Genomic DNA, 15,935 nt, shown 5'->3' with positions numbered 1-15,935 from the left:
AAGCTCGACGTCAAGAAGGTCGCCGACCCCGAGGGCGGCGAGCGCGCCGTCATCACCCTCGACGGCAAGTACCTGCCCACCAAGCCCTTCTGACCGTCGGGCGCATCCTTCTCCCCGGGCGGCCCCGTCCCTACGATCGGCATGACCCCCGCGCCCACAGGCGCATGACGGCCCGATTCTCCCCGTGCGGGAGGCGCGGGCCGTCATGCGCACGGTCAGCAGGGGCACATGTGCGGCCGCGCGGGCTTCCTGCGGGGCCGGCGGCCCTGCCACTGAAGCCTCACCGTCCGCCGTTCCGCAAGCACGGCTATCTGCTGGTCCGCGTCGACGACGGCTGCCTGCCGGGCCTCGCCACCGCGGCGGACGTCACAGACCGCTTCCCTCGTGGCGCCCCCTCCGCCAGCCGGTGTTCGCCCTGTCAGCCGGAGTTGTAGCCCCAGCGGGCCTGGCCGTCCTTGCCCATGAAGCACTTCGCGGGCCGCCCGTCGACGGTCGTCGTGGTGGCGCCCACGGGGGAGCAGTACTGCCCGAACCGGGCACCGCCCCGGCTACCGGTGCTACCGCCCGAACTGCCTGAAGTACCGGCGCTGGTGGTGCCACCACCGGTGGTGCCCCCGCTGCTGGACGAGCTCCCACCGGTACTGCCCCCACCGGTGCTGCCTCCTATGGTGCCGCCGCCCGAAATGGTGCCGTACGAGGGCTGGGGGCGTGGCTTCGGCTTCGGCTTCGGCTTGGGCTCGGGTTTGGGCTTCGGCTCCGGGCTGGGTGCGCTGCAGGGGTCGCTGGGCCCGATCAGCCACAGTTTGACCGGCGTCCAGGTCGAGACCTCGGTGTCGGGTTCCGGCTGCTGTCGGCATACCTGCCAGTCGGCCAGGTCACTCGACTCCTCGTCCAGGTACTTGCCGGTGTGCGCGTGGAAGTACGCCGCACGAGCAAGGCCGAGGTCACCGAGGGCACCCGAGGCGTCGTCGAACCGTCGACCGCTGAGGTCCGGCATGACGAGCCGGCGGGGGCCGAGCAACCGCGTCGGGCACTCCTCCCGCTCCGGGACCGCGTACAGCGTCAACGCCCTGGCGGTTGGACGAACCGTCTCGTCGCGGGTGGGGGTCTGGAAGCAGACCCGCCAGCCCGGCTGGGTTGTCTTCACCTGCCGGTAGGCGGAGGAGGCGTCAGCCGCCGACACCCTCAGCCACGGTTGGGCGTCGGCTTCCGCCGCGGCAGCGGAGAGTGAAGCCCCGTTGAAATCGGGAACGACGAGGGTGCGGTCCCCCCGAACCTGCGCCACGGCCTCCTCCCTGCTGGAATCCGACCCCAGGCCGATGAGGAACATTGCGGCCACGCCTGTGGACATCAGGACGGGATGTCGGCGTACCCAGGTGAAGAACCGCGTCCCGCGACCGGGACGCAAGGCAGATGCAGGAGGCAGGAGTTCCCCCCTGGTTTCGAGGAGCGTTCCCTTCGGGTCGAGCTTCGAGCCGTGCAACTTGTGCGGCCTACCGTCGACAAGGATCTCGACGGAGTCGAACACGCCGTACCTGCGGCGGAGGATCCGCAGTGGCTCGGGCACGCGGGTCGCCTTGGGCGACAGGGGATTCCTGAGAAGGATGAGGCCCCTTCGGGTGAGCGCGGCGTAGCCCCATCCGTTGTGGTAGATGGCCCGGACGACTTCGCCCGGCTCCAGCTCTTCCAGCAGCACCTTCTCGCAGTTGCCGGAAAGGGAGATGGTCTCGCCTGCGACGGCAGCGGTGACACGCCAGTCCTTGGCCGGCGTCTCGGGCACGAGTTTCCTGCTGCGCAGGAGCAAATCGCCGGACTCGTCGATCCGCGAGCCCCACAGACTTATTCGCCGCCCCTCCACAGACACATCCACGCGCGGCGGGGAGCCGTACGCGGGGCGCTGTATCGCCAAAGGCCTCGGAATACGCGCCGGAACACCCCCGTCCAGGAGGATGAGGGCCTCCTCGGTGAGCGCGGCATGCCCTGCCCCCTGGTGGTACAGGGCCAGCACCGACTCCCCGGCCCCGAGAGCACGGAGCAGAGCCTCAACTTCAGGGGCCGGGAGCCCAATGGCCTCATGGGCCGCCACCTGCATGGTGCGTGAGTCGTTTCGCAGGAGGCGCTGCGCGGCAGTCTCGGACATGTGGGGATATTAACGACTGCCGTTCGAGGCCCGGCCACTGGTACGAGATCACCGCACGCCTGTGACCTGCTCCGATTCCACGGCTTCATCGCCATCTCAGGCGCGGGACTTCGGTCGCTCAGCCGCCTGAGTCTCTGGGCGCAGTGCTTTCAGGAGCGGAGCAGCGCGCCCTGTCCCGGAGACAGCCGGAGCAGCGTGTCAGCCCGTACCCGGGGCGAACTCCTCGCGCACAGTGCGGCGTGGAGCCACACTGTGCGCTCGTCGGGCGGGTCTCCAGGATCTGTACCGCCCACGAAGCGAGCGGCCGGCAACCGCGACTGCGAAGCGGCGTCGTGATGGCCACATCAGGAACCGCTGAGCTGGTCTCCTTCGTGGTTGCGCGCAGAGCCTGACCGTGTCGCGTCCGCCGCCGTGACCGTCGTGAACGGCAGCACCAGTCGGGAGCGGTGCGCAGCGTCGCGGTAGATCTTGTGGGTGACGGGGCGGCCCACCGGCAGGTGGAAGGCGTCCGGCGGCAGCAGGGCGTTGTGCTCGTCGGCCAGCGGCTCGGCGTTGGAGAGCTCCACGACCAGCTTGTGTCCCGGCAGGAACGTCGCCCCGAACGGGTAGACGCGCAACACGTACTCCTCGATCTTCCCCGGCTCGACCGGCACCGCGCGGGTGTGCGGGTGGTGGGGGTCGCCCTCCGTGGTGCGCTCCTCGTCGAGCTCGCGGTGCGAGGCCTTGAGGTAGGCGGACGTGATGAGCTGACGCTTACCGTTCGGGGCCTCATCCCACATGCGCAGGATGAAGTTCGTGTCGGGCTGGTCGATCTCCGCGAAGATGTGCGCCGCACCCTGACCGATCATCTCGGCGGGCTCGGTGAACGGGGCGGTGCTCCAGTCGAGGATCTCCACCTTGTCGGTCACCGTCAGCGGCGCCTGGTAGAAGCCGTCGGGGGCCGCGTACTCGGCACCCATGAGCTCGGGCTCGAAGGAGAGCTTGCGGCGCGGGCGCAGGTAGAGCGGCTTGTACTCGACGTCCTTCGGCGGCCACTGCGTGCCGGTGACGGTCTCGCGCGAGCCCTCGACGTGGACGGTGACGGCGGGCTCGTCCATGATGCCGTTCTCGATGCCCTTGAGCCAGTACTCGTACCAGCGGAACATCTTGTCGTGCTCCTCGATGAAGGGGCGCGACTGCATGGGCGGGTAGGGGCCGATGTCGAGCTTCTTCGGGCCCTTCAGCGAGTTGTAGAGCTCGATGGTGCCGTCCATCGTCCAGCCGCGGCCCTGGTCGATCTGGAGCCAGACGGGGATGTCGATGTCGGGCGCCAGCGTGATCGGGTTGCGTTCCTCATACCACTCGCTGTCGACCTCGTTCATCACGATGTCGAACCAGGCCTCGTGGTTCTTCGGGTAGTTCAGCACGTGGACCAGGTTGGGCCAGGCGGCCACGTCCGGGTCCTGCAGGCGCTTGGCGACGCGCTCCTTGATCTCCTCGGGAGAGAAGGTCTCAAGCATGCGGGACTTGACGCCGTCGGTGAAGGCCCAGCCGGAGTCGCCACCACGGCCCTCGCGGGCGGCGCGCGGCATGAACCACATGACGCCGCCGTGGTAGGTGGTCTCGTAGAAGTCGTAGTGTCCGCCGCTGACGAAGATCGCCTTGAGGCTCGGCGGCCGCTCGGCGGCCGCCAGTACCTGCATCGAGCCGAAGTAGGAGATGCCGATCATGCCGACGTTGCCGTCGCACCACGGCTGCGCCGCGACCCACTCGATGAAGTCGTAGGCGTCCTGGCCGAGCGAGACTCCACCGGCGTTGTAGTTGCCGATGTGCTCGCCCTCGGAGGCGCCGGAGCCGCGCAGGTCGCCGATGACGTGGACGTAGTCCTCCTGGACGACACGCGCGATGTCACCGGCCTCGATGCAGCCGTCCCACATCGGGCTGGGGCGCCGCTGCGGCGGCGTGGTGAGCGCGAGGACCTGCAGCTCCTTGCCGTACGGGCTGAGCGCCACGAGCGCCGGACGCGGCTTGTCGTCGACGCCGCTGTAGGTATCGGCCGCGAGCATGACACCGTCGCGCATCGGCACCCGGAGATCCTTGCGGACGGCGATCGTCTGCGCGCCCGCCTGGATCGTCTGGAAGTCAGTCATGAGTGCGAAGCTCCTGTACTACGAGTTCTGGTTGTGCTGCGTGCGGTAGCCGTTCATGGATGTGAAGAACGGGGACGGCTCGAGCGCGGGGTCGCCGGTGTAGCCGATCTCCTCGGCGACGCGGGCGAACGGGGAGTACGGCGAATCCGTCTTCTCCAGGCCGGCCTGGAGGCAGCCGCAGGCCGCCTCGCCGACCCGGCCCTCGATGGCGAGGCTCTGGGCGATGGCCTCCTGGGCCTGTGCGGCATCGAGTTCGACGCCGTACGGCGTGCCGTTGGCGCGGCGGTACGGGTGTCCTAGGTACAGGTGCTGCGGACGGATCTCGTCACGCAGGTACTCCAGGCTGGTGCGGTAGGCGGCCGGGTCCACGTAGCCGGGGAAGCCGTTGGCCGCCCCGTGGACCTGCACGGCGTCGCCGACGAACACCGAACCCTGGCCGTCGATGACGTAGGCGACCGATCCGGGCGTGTGGCCCGGGATCGAGTGCACCGAGACGGTGACGTCGCCGCCGAGGGAGATGGTCTCGCCGCCCTTGACGAGCAGGGAGGGCTCCATCTCGCCGGAGATGACGGAATTCGTGGAGGCCGTCACCTTCGCCTCGCCCTCGGGGTCGCCCAGGTACTGGCCCCGTCCCGCGAGGTACTCCGCCACGTGGGCCCGCCGCGAGCGGAGCATCGGTGCGTCGGCCTCGTGGATCACCACCTGGGCGCGCCGACCGGTGAGCTCCCACAGGGCGTGCGCCCCACCGAGGTGGTCGATGTGACCGTGGGTCAGCAGGATCCAGCGCACGTCTTCGATGCGGCGCCCGATCGCCTCCAGCGCGGGAGCCATCCCTTCGGCGGGCGAGGAGGCGATCCCGGTGTCGACGATGGCCGGCTCGGGTGCGTCGATGAAGAAGCTGTAGAGACCGAACCGGCCCCACGGCGAGACCAAGGGATGGACGTTGACTGCGTGCGTCATGGTCTTCTTTCTGAACTCGTAGGGGGCCGGCCGGGTCAGCGCCTGCTGAGGAAGTCGCGCGTCTGAGCGAAGACCCTGTGGTACTCCGGGATCCAGGAGAAGTGCTGGACGAATCCATGGCCCGCCCCCTCGTACCGGCTCACTGTCGCCTCCACACCGGCCTCCCGCAGCCGTCGGCCGTAGAGCTCGCCCTCGTCGCGCAGCGGGTCGTACTCCGCGGTGACGATGAGGGCCGGCGGCAGCCCGGTGAGCTCCGCCCGCTTGATCGGCGAGACGAGCGGGTCCGCGGGATCGGCGCCGCTGTCGATGTAGAAGGCGTTGAAGGGCTTCAGCCCGGCCGTCTCCAGGCCGTGGCCCACGGCGTTCTCCCGCAGCGAGGCATAGCGGTCGACGTCGAAGTCCAGGTCGAGCGAGGGGTAGTAGAGGACCTGATGCGTGATCCGGTGAAAGCCGTCGTCGTGAGCCTTGCCCGCGACCGCGGCGACGAAGGTGCCGCCGGAGCTGTCGCCGGCGATGGCGAGGGTCGTGCTGTCCCAGGCAAGGCTCTCGCCCTCCTCGGCGGCCCAGCGCACGACCGCGTAGCAGTCGTCGAGACCGGCCGGGAAGGCGGCCTCGGGCGCCAGGCGGTAGCCGACGGATATGACCTTGAACCCGGTCTCCTTCGCCAGCGAGCGCGCGACGTGGTCGTGCGTCTCCAGGCTGCCGAGGAAGAACGCGCCGCCGTGGAAGTAGACCAGCACGCCGTAGCTGTCGGCCTCGACCGGCGTGTAGATCCGCACCGGTACCTCGCCCGACGCCGTCTGCGCTGTCACGTCGTCGACCGCGTGGAGCGGCAGGCGCTCTTCGAGGGGCGCGACGTGCGCCTCGTCCACGGCGCGCATGGAGACCGGGTCGAGCGGACCCTCGGGCGGGGTCGGCAGGCCGGCGAGGAACGTGGCGATCTCAGGATGCAGGGGCATGGCGCGTCACTCCTTCGTCGCGGCAGCCGCGGGCTTCTGACCGGGGAAGACGTCATTGATCTCGTCCTCGGTCCATCCCTGGCGCGAGATGCGCTGCAGCTCGTCGGTCACCGGCTTGCGGGTGGCCTGGTACAGGGCCAGCCCCTCCTTCAGGGTGTCCGCCTGCTGCAGGGCGTCGGCGAGAGCGCCGGCGTCCTCGATGGCCGAGTTCGCGCCCTGGCCCTGGTGGTGCAGCATCGAGTGGGCCGCGTCGCCCACGAGGACGACGGAGTCCGAGTGCCACGTGTCGACCGGGTCGATGTCGTAGACCGCGCGGACGTTCAGGGTGTCCATGTCGAGGTCGCGCGTGATGCTCACGAGGCGCTCGTCGAAGCCCTCCACCGTCGCCAGGAGGTCGTCCTTCGTGACCTCCGGTGCCCAGGTGCTGTCCGGGCACAGGGCGGTGATGTCGAACGACACCTGGTTGCGGTGGCGCAGCGGCAGCAGGTAGATCTTCGTGCCCCTGCCGATGTACATCCGGAGGTTGTCGTCGACGACCATCCCGTAGGCGTCGTCGACGGAGATGACCGCGCGGTAGGCGTGCTCACCCGAGAACACCGCGCCTTTGTCGCTGAACAACTGCTGACGCACCACCGACTTGATGCCGTCGGCACCCACGACCAGGTCGGCCTCGACACTCTTGCCGTTGGCGAAGGTGAGGACGGAGCCGTCGCCGTTGGCCTGGATGGTCTCCAGCTTGTGACCGAGGTGCACCATGCCCTCGGGGAGCACGCCCAGAAGGGCCTCGATGAAGTCCCCGCGGTGGATCAGGTGGGTCTTGGTCTCCTCGGCGAAGTCGTGGATCCCCGGCCACGCCTCCTCCATCATCGGGTCACCGGTGGCCGTGAGGATCTCGAAACGGTCGCTCGGCGAGCTCACTTTCGCGATCGCGTCGAAGATCCCCCACTGACGGAACCGGTTCATGGTGGAAGGACGCAGTCCGATGCCGGCGCCGACCTCCCGGATCCGGTTCGCCTGCTCGTAGACATTGACGTCGGCTCCGAGCAGGCTCAGGGCTTTGGCCGCCGCCGCGCCACCGTACCCCGCTCCGACGATGGCGATCTTCAGGTTCTTCAGGTCTGAGAGCTGCATGGTGGTTCTCTCTACTTCTGGATGGTCAGGAAGTCGGCTGGGTTGTCGACGAAGATCGTCTTGATCGCGGCCTCGTCGAGACCGGCAGCGCGGAGGTCCGGGATGAGGTCCTCGAAGATGTAGTTGACGGTGTGGCCCTTCACGCCCGGCCAGCCCAGCGGGCTGCAGTTGGCGTCGGCGGAGGCGAGGACCCGCGTCAGTCGGCCTTCGCCGATGAACCGGAGGAAGTGGTCCAGCCGCTCCTTGCGGGGGCGGGCCCAGAACGGCGGGTCCGGTAGCTCCGTCTCGTAACCGAAGGTGTCGAAGCCGATGCGACCGCCCTGCTCCGCGATCCAGACATCGCGCGTCTTGTCGGCGTTCACACCATCGTCGACGTGCCCGAACAGGACGCGGTCCAGGGGAAGGCACTCTTCGCCGAAGATCGCGATCGCGTTCTCGGCGTCGATCGCGAGGTGGGTCAGGATCGGCACGCCCGTGGTGAGCGAGGCGCGGGCCGCGGCGCGGTAGATGCGCTTGTCCAGGTCCGTCATCCGGCCGCCGCGGCTCACTCCGACCTTGATGACACCGGCGAGGCTGCCGGTGTCGCCGATGCCGACGGTGATCTCGTGGACGAACTGCTGGGTCAGGTAGTCCACCTCGGCCCGGGCGAAGTGCGGCAGGGCGGTGTCGCCGCCGACGAAACCGGTGCAGGCGACGATGTGGACGCCGGTCTTCGCGGACAGCGACCTGTAGTAGTCGACGTCACGGCCGTTGCAGATCCCGGTCGCGTCGACGAAGGTTCCGCCGCCGTACTCGTGGAACGTGCGCAGCTTCGGGACGGTCTCCTCGTACCGCTGCTCGGGGGCCTTCCACCACTTCGTGTCCAGCTCGGAGCCGGGCATGCCGTAGCCGATGTGCTCGTGGATGGCCACGAGACCCAGCTCCTCGGCCGGGATCGGCCCCAGGACAGTGTTCACTCTCGACACAACACTCACCTTTGAAGAAAGAGACTTGATGGTCGTTCGCGCCGACGCGTTCAGCGCACCGACAGCAGGTCGCGCGGGTTCTCCACGAGAATCCGCTGCGTGTCCTCGTCACTGAGACCCTGTGCCTTCAGGAGCGGGACGAAAGTGGTCAGGACGTAGCTGTACGGCACGTCGTTGCCGGGGTGGCCCTTCGCCACCCCGGTCGCGTTGCTCGAGAGCAGGATCCGGTTGCCGAAGCCGGCCTGCACGAGGTCGGCGACCAGGGCGGCGCGCTCGGCGTCGGTGAGGTGGGTCTCGTCCTCCACGCCGACGTGGTCGAGTGCGACGTAGGCGCCGCGGCGGGCGATCTCCAGGGGCGCGCCGGTGGCGACGGCGTCCTTGCGGTCGAGTCCGCCGACGACGACGCGGTCGGCCGACAGCTTCTCGTCCAGGACGACATCGAGGTCGTGGACGGCGTCGCTCCCGTAGCGGATGGAGACCGCGACGCCGGTACCCAGGGCGGTTCGGGCCGCACCGCGGAACAAGCTCTCGTCGGTCGCGGTCATGCCCTCGGGGGTCGCGACGGTGGCCACCAGGCCGGCGGCGCCGCGTCGCTCCACGCGGGGGACCACCATGCCCTCGGCGACCTCCTTGGTGAAGAGGTCGGCGAACTTCTCGGCCGGCCACGGCGCCGGCGGGTTGGTCTGCGGCGTGAGGAAGTAGCCGCCGAGCAGCTCCTCCGGGCCCTGACCCGTCGAGGCGACGATGTGCACGCCGGTCGTGCGGGAGAGGGTCTCGTACAGCCGGACGTCCCGGCCGTGGAACATGCCGGTGCTGTCGACGATCGTGCCGCCGCCGTGGGCGCGGAAATCCTTCAGCTTCGCGGCGAGGGTCTCGAAGATCTCCGCGCGGTCGATGGTGATGTCGAAGGCGTACTCCGCGCCCGGCACCACCGACAGCAGTGCCTCGTGGACCGAGACGACGCCCAGCTCCTCGGTCGGCACCGGGCCCAGGACGGTGTTCACGGTGTTGCTCTTGACGCTCATGCCTGCCCTCATATGTCCGGGTTGGGCGCACTGCACCCTGTGGCTGCAGTCACCGTAGCCATTCAATTTACACAGTGTCAATGAAATGAACACTAAGAAAAAACAACACACGAAGAGTGCAGCGGGCGTCCGGGGCCGGTCGCTCGGCGGCTGCCATCAGGCCGGGCAGCCGGTCTCCGCACGACGCCCCGAGTCACCACCTGAAGGGCTGATACCGGGCAGGCGCGCGTGCCGCGCGCGAGTCCGGCGCGACGAAGCCGATCGAGGACGCCCCCTCGTCGGCGACCGTGATGGGCAGGGCGGCAGGAGCATCTCCTCGACGGTCGCCGCGGGACCTTCCGCACGGACCCGGGTGGGTCCGCCGTCGCGGAAGCGGCGGACGTGGGGGAGAAGCATGAACGTCATGCATGTTGCGGCATGTAAATCATTCACTTGTTGGATGTGATGCCAGCCACTTCACTGAAGGACATGACCGCCCCACCTATCTCAGACATCGACCTTTTCGCCGACGAGGTCGTGCTCGACCCCTACCCCGTGTACGCCGAGCTGCGGGAACAAGGCTCCGTCGTCCACCTCTGGAAGAACGATGTCCATGTGCTGACGCGGTACGACGCCATCCGTGGCGCACTCGCGGACTGGGAGTCGTTCTCCTCGACCTCGATCGGGTTCAACCCGATGACCAACGAGGCGCTCACCGGTACCTCGCTCGCGTCCGATCCGCCGACGCACACCCAACTGCGCGCCACGCTCACCGAGAACCTCTCACCGCGTGCGCTGCGTGGTCTGAAGGGGCGAATCGAGGTGAAGGCGGACGCTCTCGTCGCAGAACTCGTCGAGAAGGGCACCTTCGAGGCGATCGACACCCTCGCTCGAGCATTCCCGCTGGAGGTCGTCGCGGACCTGATCGGCTTCACGGGCCACGTGCGCGACAACATGTTGCGCTGGGGCCAGGCCGCCATGCAGGTCATCGGTCCGATGAACCAGCGCACGGCCGAGAGCTTCCCGATCGCCGGCGAGCTCTACAGCTGGTGCTCCCAGGTCAGGGCCACTGATCTGACCGAAGGGTCCGTGGGTCGCGGCATCTTTGACGCCGAGGCACGTGGCACCATTCCGCCGAACACGGCCGGCCACATCATCCACCAGTACCTCGGTGCCGGCGTCGACACCACCGTGGCGGCGATCGGCAACATCGTCGCCCTCTTCGGCTCGCACCCCGACCAGCTCGACCTGATCCGCAAGGACCCGTCGCTGGTGCCGGCGGCATTCAATGAGGTGCTTCGCTTCTGGGCTCCCGTCCACGCCTGGGGCCGACGCGCCACCAGGGACGTCGACATCGACGGTGCCCTCGTCCCCGCAGGTGCGCAGATCGCGATCCTGTTCGGCGCCGGCAACCGCGACCCCCGGCACTACGAGAACCCGAATGCCTTCCTCGTCGAACGCAATCCGGTCGACCATCTCTCGTTCGGCTACGGCCCTCACGGCTGCGCGGGCCAAGGACTCGCCCGCCTGGAGGCTCACGCTGTGATCGAAGCGCTTTCCCGGCGCGTGAAGCGCCTCGTGGTCGGACCCGAGGTCCGTGTTCCCAGCAACATCACCCGGAGCATCGAGGAGCTCCCCGTCCTGGAAGTGATTCCCGCATGAAGATCGTTCTTGACCGCCCCCGCTGTGAGGGCCACGGCCTGTGCGAGGAGGCTGCCCCACAGCTCATGCACCTCGACGACGAAGGCGAGCTCGTGCTCGACAGCGAGCAGGTCGGCGCAGCCGACGCCGCCCTGGCGAACGCCGCCGTCCGCGTGTGTCCGGTCGCGGCGCTGAGGATCGTATGAGCGGCGACACGATGGACCGCGTCGTTGTTGTCGGCAACGGGATTGCCGGGCTCACCGCGGCCGATACGCTCCGTGAGGCCGGCTTCGACGGCGAGCTGACGATCGTCGGCGACGAAACGCACCCGGCATACAGCCGCCCGGCCCTGTCGAAGGCGCTCCTGCTCGACGGCGATGACATGGCGCCGTACGAGCTTCCGCCGACCAGCCACGGGGCGACGGAAATTCTGGGCGTACGTGCGACCGGACTCCATCTCGATCGTCGGCTCGTCACTCTCGACGACGGTACGGCTCTGCCGTACGACCGCGTCGTCCTTGCCACCGGCTCCCGGGCGCGACGATTGTCCGCCCTTCCCGAGGAGCTCACCTTGCGTGGACTCGACGACGCGCTGTCCCTGCGAGGCCGGTTGGCGGGCCGGCCATCGGTCGTCGTGGTCGGCGGTGGCCCGCTCGGAATGGAGATCGCCTCGGGGTGCTTGGCCGCCGGCTCCCGGGTCACCCTCGTCTCCCAAGGGATGCCACTGGTCGTTCAGCTCGGTTCCTACCTCGCCGGCGTCTTCGTCAAGGCTGCGCTGGACCTGGGGCTCACCATCGTCGAGACCGGGTCGGCACGGCTCGAACGGCGTGAGGGAAGCGCTCGGGTCGTACTCGACGACGGCACGGTCCTCGAGGCTGAGATTCTCGTGACCGCCGTCGGCGACGTCCCCAACACAAAGTGGCTCGCGGACACGGGACTTGTGGCAAAGGGGGTTGTCCCGGTCGACTCGCGTGGGCTCGTCCGCCCCGACGTCGCGGCCGTCGGAGACCTCGCAGCCTTGCCCACTCCGTACGGCCTGCGCCGCATCCCCTTCTGGAGTAGTGCGATCGAGCAGGCGAAGGTCGCCGCAAGGGCCCTTGTCCACGGCGACGATGCGCCGCCGCTCCGGTTTCAGCCGTACTTCTGGACCGAGCAGTTCGGGCTGAGTCTCAAGGCGGTGGGCCATCTGCCGCTGGAAGGCGAACCGACGTACGTCGAGGGAGGGCCCGGTGGTGGGCCGGCGTTGATGCGCTGGTCGCACGATCACGGCACCGGTGTGGCCGCGGCGCTCAACTACCGGATCCCGATTCCCCGGTTGCGTCGTATGACCCGGTCAGCTGCGTAAGGTTCGCTCCATGGGCGACGACGAAGAGGGCACCACGGGTTCGGGGTTGGATCGACTGGCATCGGTCAACCTCAACCTGTTGGTGCCCCTCCTCGCGCTCCTCGAGGAACGTTCGGTGACCAGGGCCGCGGAACGAGTCGGTCTGTCACAGCCGGCAATGAGCCACGCCCTCACGAGAATGCGGCGTCTACTGGGTGACGACCTCGTCGTCCGACAAGGGGCAGGCGTCACGCTGACCCCGCGCGCGCTGGAGCTGATCGCGCCGCTACGCAGCGCCCTGCAACAGACGGCACAGATCGTGAACTTCCCGCACTTCGACCCCGCCACGGATCGGCGCGTCATCACGATCGCCATGACGAACAGCACGGCGTTCGTCGTCGGCCCTCGACTGACGCGGCTCATTGCCGAGCGTGCCCCTCACGCCACGTTGCGTGTCCGTACGATCACGGTGCCGACGGAGGCCACCTTCACCGACCAGGGCGTCGACGTCGTGCTGCTCTCCGAGGGGCACTTCTCGCCGTACCCGCGCGAGCGGCTTTACAACGACCGCTGCGTGGTGGTGGCCTCACCGGACACGCCACCGGAAGCGAGCGCGCTCGACCTCCTGACCACACAGCCGCACATCGTCGTCGACACCGATCGGCGAGTCTTCCCGTATTCGGTGCTCGAGGAAGAGGGTGTCACCTACCGCATCGGCCAGTTGATCTCCGACTTTCTGCTGGTACCTTTCCTGGTCGCACGCGCGGGCGGCGTCGCTCTCCTTCGCTACCAGGTCGCCGCCGCCATGCGGACGCTCACCGACCTGCGGATCGAGGAGTTCCCGTTCCCGATTCCCGGGCTCGGGATCGACATGGTCTGGAACCCCCGACTGGCCGATCAGTACTTCACTGAATGGCTTCGGGCGCTGCTGTTCGACGTCGCAACGCATCTCTGAGCCGACTACGCCCACTGCGCCGGACCGGGCCGGGCATCGGCCCCACCCCGGCCCGGCGGTTCACCGTGAGCGGGTGGTCGCTTCCTTCGCTTCGGTCGACCACTGCGCGATGTGGAGCCACCCGGAACATCCGGCCGACGGCGGCGATCCCGACGCGCATGGCCTGGCTCCTTCGAAGCCGGGAACAACAAGCTCGACCGCGCGGACGATCTCATCGGTGTCCCGGGAATCGAGGCGAATCGATCACGCGTCGATGTTCCCGAACCGCTTGAACGGCGCGGTCCTGCCCTGCGTCGCGCGTCCAGTCCGGCGGGCGTGGTCAGGTCAGTAGCTGTACCCAACTGGCGCTGAGCTCATCGAGCATCTGGTCACGCGTGAGCTTCCAGTCGGCACGATCCCAGTTCTGGGCGACGAAATCGAGCTGGGCCATCGCCAGAACGCCCCGGAAGTGGCGCTGATGGGGCTCGAGGCGCCCAGCCGTCGCCAGTCCTTCCTCGATGTCGCTGATGGCCTCCTCCATCCATCGCTCGACCAGGTCGGTGAGGTCTGGATCGACCGCCGCGGCGTCGCGGCCGACCCGGATGATGGGGCGGATGGCCGGCCAGCTGTCGGCGGTTCGCCGAAGCCACGCCGTGATCGCCTCCGGCGTCCCGTCGGCGACCGTGGCGACGAGGTCCTGCGCCGTGGAGCCGTGCTCGGGAGAGCCGACGCGCTGCAGCGCCTCGTTGAGTTGCTCGTCGATGAGTGCCTTCATCAGCTCGCTGCGGGAAGAGAAGTATGCGTAGAAGGTCACTCGCGTGGTGCCCACCGCAGTCGCGATGTCGTCGACCGTGGTGGCGGCGTACCCCTTCGTCTTGAACAGCTCAAGCCCTGACTCCAGCAGCAGACGGCGCGTCATCTGCTTCTGCGCCTCACGAAGGTTCGCCATGACTGGATCCTAACGCGCCCCTGTACGTCGAGCGCACATACCGGCTTCGCACGTTACACATTGGCCTAAACCCTGACGCACCGTAAACCGACATGTCTCCGTTGACGCGATTCTGGGTGACGCGGATCACGTACCTGTCCGGTCGCGGTACCTCCCTGGCCTCGTTCGGGAGACGACCGGTGAGGGCCGGCGCCCGTCAAGGAGTTGAATCACGAACGGAGTCGGCGCGCGTCCGTCGCTCCGTGTCGGTGGCTCACGGGAGCAGGTCGACGTCGGAGCCGTTCCCGTAGCTGCGCGACCGTGATGCCGTACGTGGCGGACGCCGGCGGGCGCGCCGTCGAACCGGCCGAACGGTCTCCGCACCGCCGTGTAGCAAGGCATCGCTCACCGGGCAATGCCTTCCGCGAGCGCGGTGACGTCCGCGCCCTCGACGTCCGTCTGTGCGAGCGCCCCCTCGGTGTCCATCTCCTCGAGCCGGGCCGAGGACAGCGGGATCGGGGTGAACATCGCGGGTTCCTCGTCCGGGGCCAGCGCGGTGGGGCCGTACACCCAGTCGGTGAAGCCGTAGTCGTGTGCGTCGAGCCCACGCATGATCACATTGCGCTGCAGCCGCTGCTCGCCGTCCAGGTGCCACAGGTCACCCCACGCACGGGCGGTGGACTGCACCCGGCGGCAGTGCTCGACGCGGACCGCCTCGTAGGAGGCGAGTACCGCGTCCCAGTCCGGTGTTCCGGCGTCCCCGGTGGACTGGCGGGCGACGTGCTGCGCGAAGACCCAGCCGTCCTCGATCGCCATGATCGCGCCCTGCGCCATGTACTGCAACGGCGGGTGGGCGGCGTCACCGAGCAATGCGATCCGGCCGTGCACCCACGTCTCGATCGGGTCCCGGTCGAGCATCTGCCACCAACGGTCCCGCCACATCAGCGGGATGCCCTTGCGCACGGTGTCGCAGGTGGCCGCAAAGGCCGCGTCCAGTTCGTCCGGCGTACCCCAGTCGTCCTTCCCGGCCAGCGCCTTCGGCGACTCGAACACGGCGACCTGGTTGAACATGTCGCCGCCCCGCAGGGCGTACTGCACGAAGTGGCAGCGCGGGCCGACGTACACGGTGACGTCCTTCTCCGCGATGCCGTTGTCGCGCACCTCGTCGATCGGGACGGCCGCGCGGTAGGCGACGTATTCGGAGCTGACCACGTCGTCACCGACCAGTTTGCGCCGGGCCACCGAGTGCAGGCCGTCGGCGGCGATGATCACCGGCGCCTCCTCTGTCCGGCCGTTCTCCAGGCGGATCCGGGCGCCGCCGTCGGTGTGCTCGTAGTCGATGACCGTCCGGTCGGTCAGCAGCTCCACACCGGCCCGCCGACAGGCGCGCAGGAAGATGCCGTGCAGGTCGCTGCGGTGGATCACCATGTACGGGAAGCCGTAGCGCCGCTCCACGTCCCGCAGGTCGAGCCGGGTCAGCTCCCGGGAGTCGAGGGCGTCGCGCATCACCATGTTCTCCGGGAGTACGCCCAGCTCCTTGGCCTCGTCGAGGAGGCCGTACTCGTCGAGGATGCGGGTGCAGTTGGGCGCGATCTGGATGCCGGCGCCGACCTCGCCGAATTCCGGGGCCCGTTCGAGGACGCGCACGCGCAGCCCCTGCCGCGCGAGGGCAAACGCGGAGCTGAGGCCACCGATGCCTCCTCCAACGATGATCACGTCGGGTTTGTCGCTGGTGGGAGGGGTTGCAGGGTTCATCTTCTTTTCCTCGAATGGCAGAGAGTCGTCGAGTGGCAGGGCCTGTCCGACCCGGACACCGGGTC

The 15,935-nt window shown here is 68.5% G+C and carries 13 protein-coding genes and 1 pseudogene; 5 read left to right on the top strand and 9 right to left on the bottom strand.

Going from position 1 to position 15,935, the window contains the following annotated elements; genetic code table 11:
* Positions 1 to 93 (top strand): annotated as a pseudogene (locus tag ACFU8Q_RS05040) (cyanate hydratase); the annotation flags it as partial.
* Between the two features lie 325 nt (positions 94 to 418).
* Here the strand turns inward: ACFU8Q_RS05040 and ACFU8Q_RS05035 are convergent.
* From ACFU8Q_RS05035 to ACFU8Q_RS05005, 7 genes are all read right to left on the bottom strand, one after another.
* Entirely contained in the window at positions 419 to 2,140 is a 1,722-nt protein-coding gene (locus tag ACFU8Q_RS05035) for a PASTA domain-containing protein (protein ID WP_384447888.1), read from the bottom strand.
* 344 nt (positions 2,141 to 2,484) lie between these two features.
* Entirely contained in the window at positions 2,485 to 4,269 is a 1,785-nt protein-coding gene (locus ACFU8Q_RS05030) for a CocE/NonD family hydrolase (RefSeq protein ID WP_384447885.1), read from the bottom strand.
* Between the two features lie 18 nt (positions 4,270 to 4,287).
* Complete coding sequence (locus ACFU8Q_RS05025; RefSeq protein WP_384447882.1) at positions 4,288 to 5,229, bottom strand: MBL fold metallo-hydrolase; 942 nt, start codon at positions 5,227 to 5,229, stop codon at positions 4,288 to 4,290.
* 35 nt (positions 5,230 to 5,264) lie between these two features.
* Positions 5,265 to 6,188: an alpha/beta hydrolase gene (locus tag ACFU8Q_RS05020; protein WP_384447880.1), complete on the bottom strand. Its 924-nt coding sequence runs from the start codon at positions 6,186 to 6,188 to the stop codon at positions 5,265 to 5,267.
* Positions 6,189 to 6,194: 6 nt separating this feature from the next.
* Entirely contained in the window at positions 6,195 to 7,319 is a 1,125-nt protein-coding gene (locus ACFU8Q_RS05015; protein WP_384447878.1) for an FAD-dependent monooxygenase, read from the bottom strand.
* Positions 7,320 to 7,330: 11 nt separating this feature from the next.
* Positions 7,331 to 8,275: a phosphotriesterase gene (locus ACFU8Q_RS05010; RefSeq protein ID WP_384447875.1), complete on the bottom strand. Its 945-nt coding sequence runs from the start codon at positions 8,273 to 8,275 to the stop codon at positions 7,331 to 7,333.
* A gap of 59 nt (positions 8,276 to 8,334) precedes the next feature.
* Entirely contained in the window at positions 8,335 to 9,309 is a 975-nt protein-coding gene (locus ACFU8Q_RS05005) for a phosphotriesterase (protein ID WP_384447872.1), read from the bottom strand.
* Positions 9,310 to 9,777: 468 nt separating this feature from the next.
* On the opposite strand from ACFU8Q_RS05005, the gene ACFU8Q_RS05000 reads away from it, so the two are divergent.
* The 4 genes from ACFU8Q_RS05000 to ACFU8Q_RS04985 are packed head-to-tail and all read left to right on the top strand — an operon-like array spanning position 9,778 to position 13,208.
* Positions 9,778 to 10,950, top strand: a complete 1,173-nt coding sequence (locus tag ACFU8Q_RS05000; RefSeq protein ID WP_384447869.1) for a cytochrome P450 — start codon at positions 9,778 to 9,780, stop codon at positions 10,948 to 10,950.
* Complete coding sequence (locus ACFU8Q_RS04995; protein ID WP_384447867.1) at positions 10,947 to 11,135, top strand: ferredoxin; 189 nt, start codon at positions 10,947 to 10,949, stop codon at positions 11,133 to 11,135. The genes ACFU8Q_RS05000 and ACFU8Q_RS04995 overlap by 4 nt, the downstream gene beginning before the upstream one ends.
* A complete protein-coding gene (locus tag ACFU8Q_RS04990; protein WP_384447864.1) occupies positions 11,132 to 12,274 on the top strand; it encodes an NAD(P)/FAD-dependent oxidoreductase in 1,143 nt (380 codons plus the stop codon). The genes ACFU8Q_RS04995 and ACFU8Q_RS04990 overlap by 4 nt, the downstream gene beginning before the upstream one ends.
* A 10-nt stretch (positions 12,275 to 12,284) precedes the next feature.
* A complete protein-coding gene (locus ACFU8Q_RS04985; RefSeq protein ID WP_384447862.1) occupies positions 12,285 to 13,208 on the top strand; it encodes a LysR family transcriptional regulator in 924 nt (307 codons plus the stop codon).
* A 319-nt stretch (positions 13,209 to 13,527) separates the two neighbouring features.
* On the opposite strand, the gene ACFU8Q_RS04980 is transcribed toward ACFU8Q_RS04985, so the two are convergent.
* Positions 13,528 to 14,136 carry a TetR/AcrR family transcriptional regulator gene (locus ACFU8Q_RS04980; RefSeq protein ID WP_384447859.1) on the bottom strand — a complete coding sequence of 203 codons (609 nt, stop codon included), beginning with the start codon at positions 14,134 to 14,136 and terminating at the stop codon, positions 13,528 to 13,530.
* Positions 14,137 to 14,520: 384 nt separating this feature from the next.
* Positions 14,521 to 15,870: an FAD-dependent oxidoreductase gene (locus tag ACFU8Q_RS04975; protein WP_384447856.1), complete on the bottom strand. Its 1,350-nt coding sequence runs from the start codon at positions 15,868 to 15,870 to the stop codon at positions 14,521 to 14,523.
* Positions 15,871 to 15,935: the final 65 nt, after the last annotated feature.

Source organism: Streptomyces sp. NPDC057543 (assembly GCF_042801895.1).
Classification (GTDB): domain Bacteria; phylum Actinomycetota; class Actinomycetes; order Streptomycetales; family Streptomycetaceae; genus Streptomyces.
The sequence above is the reverse complement of the archived record's forward strand: the minus strand, read 5'-3'. Positions and strand labels throughout refer to the sequence as shown.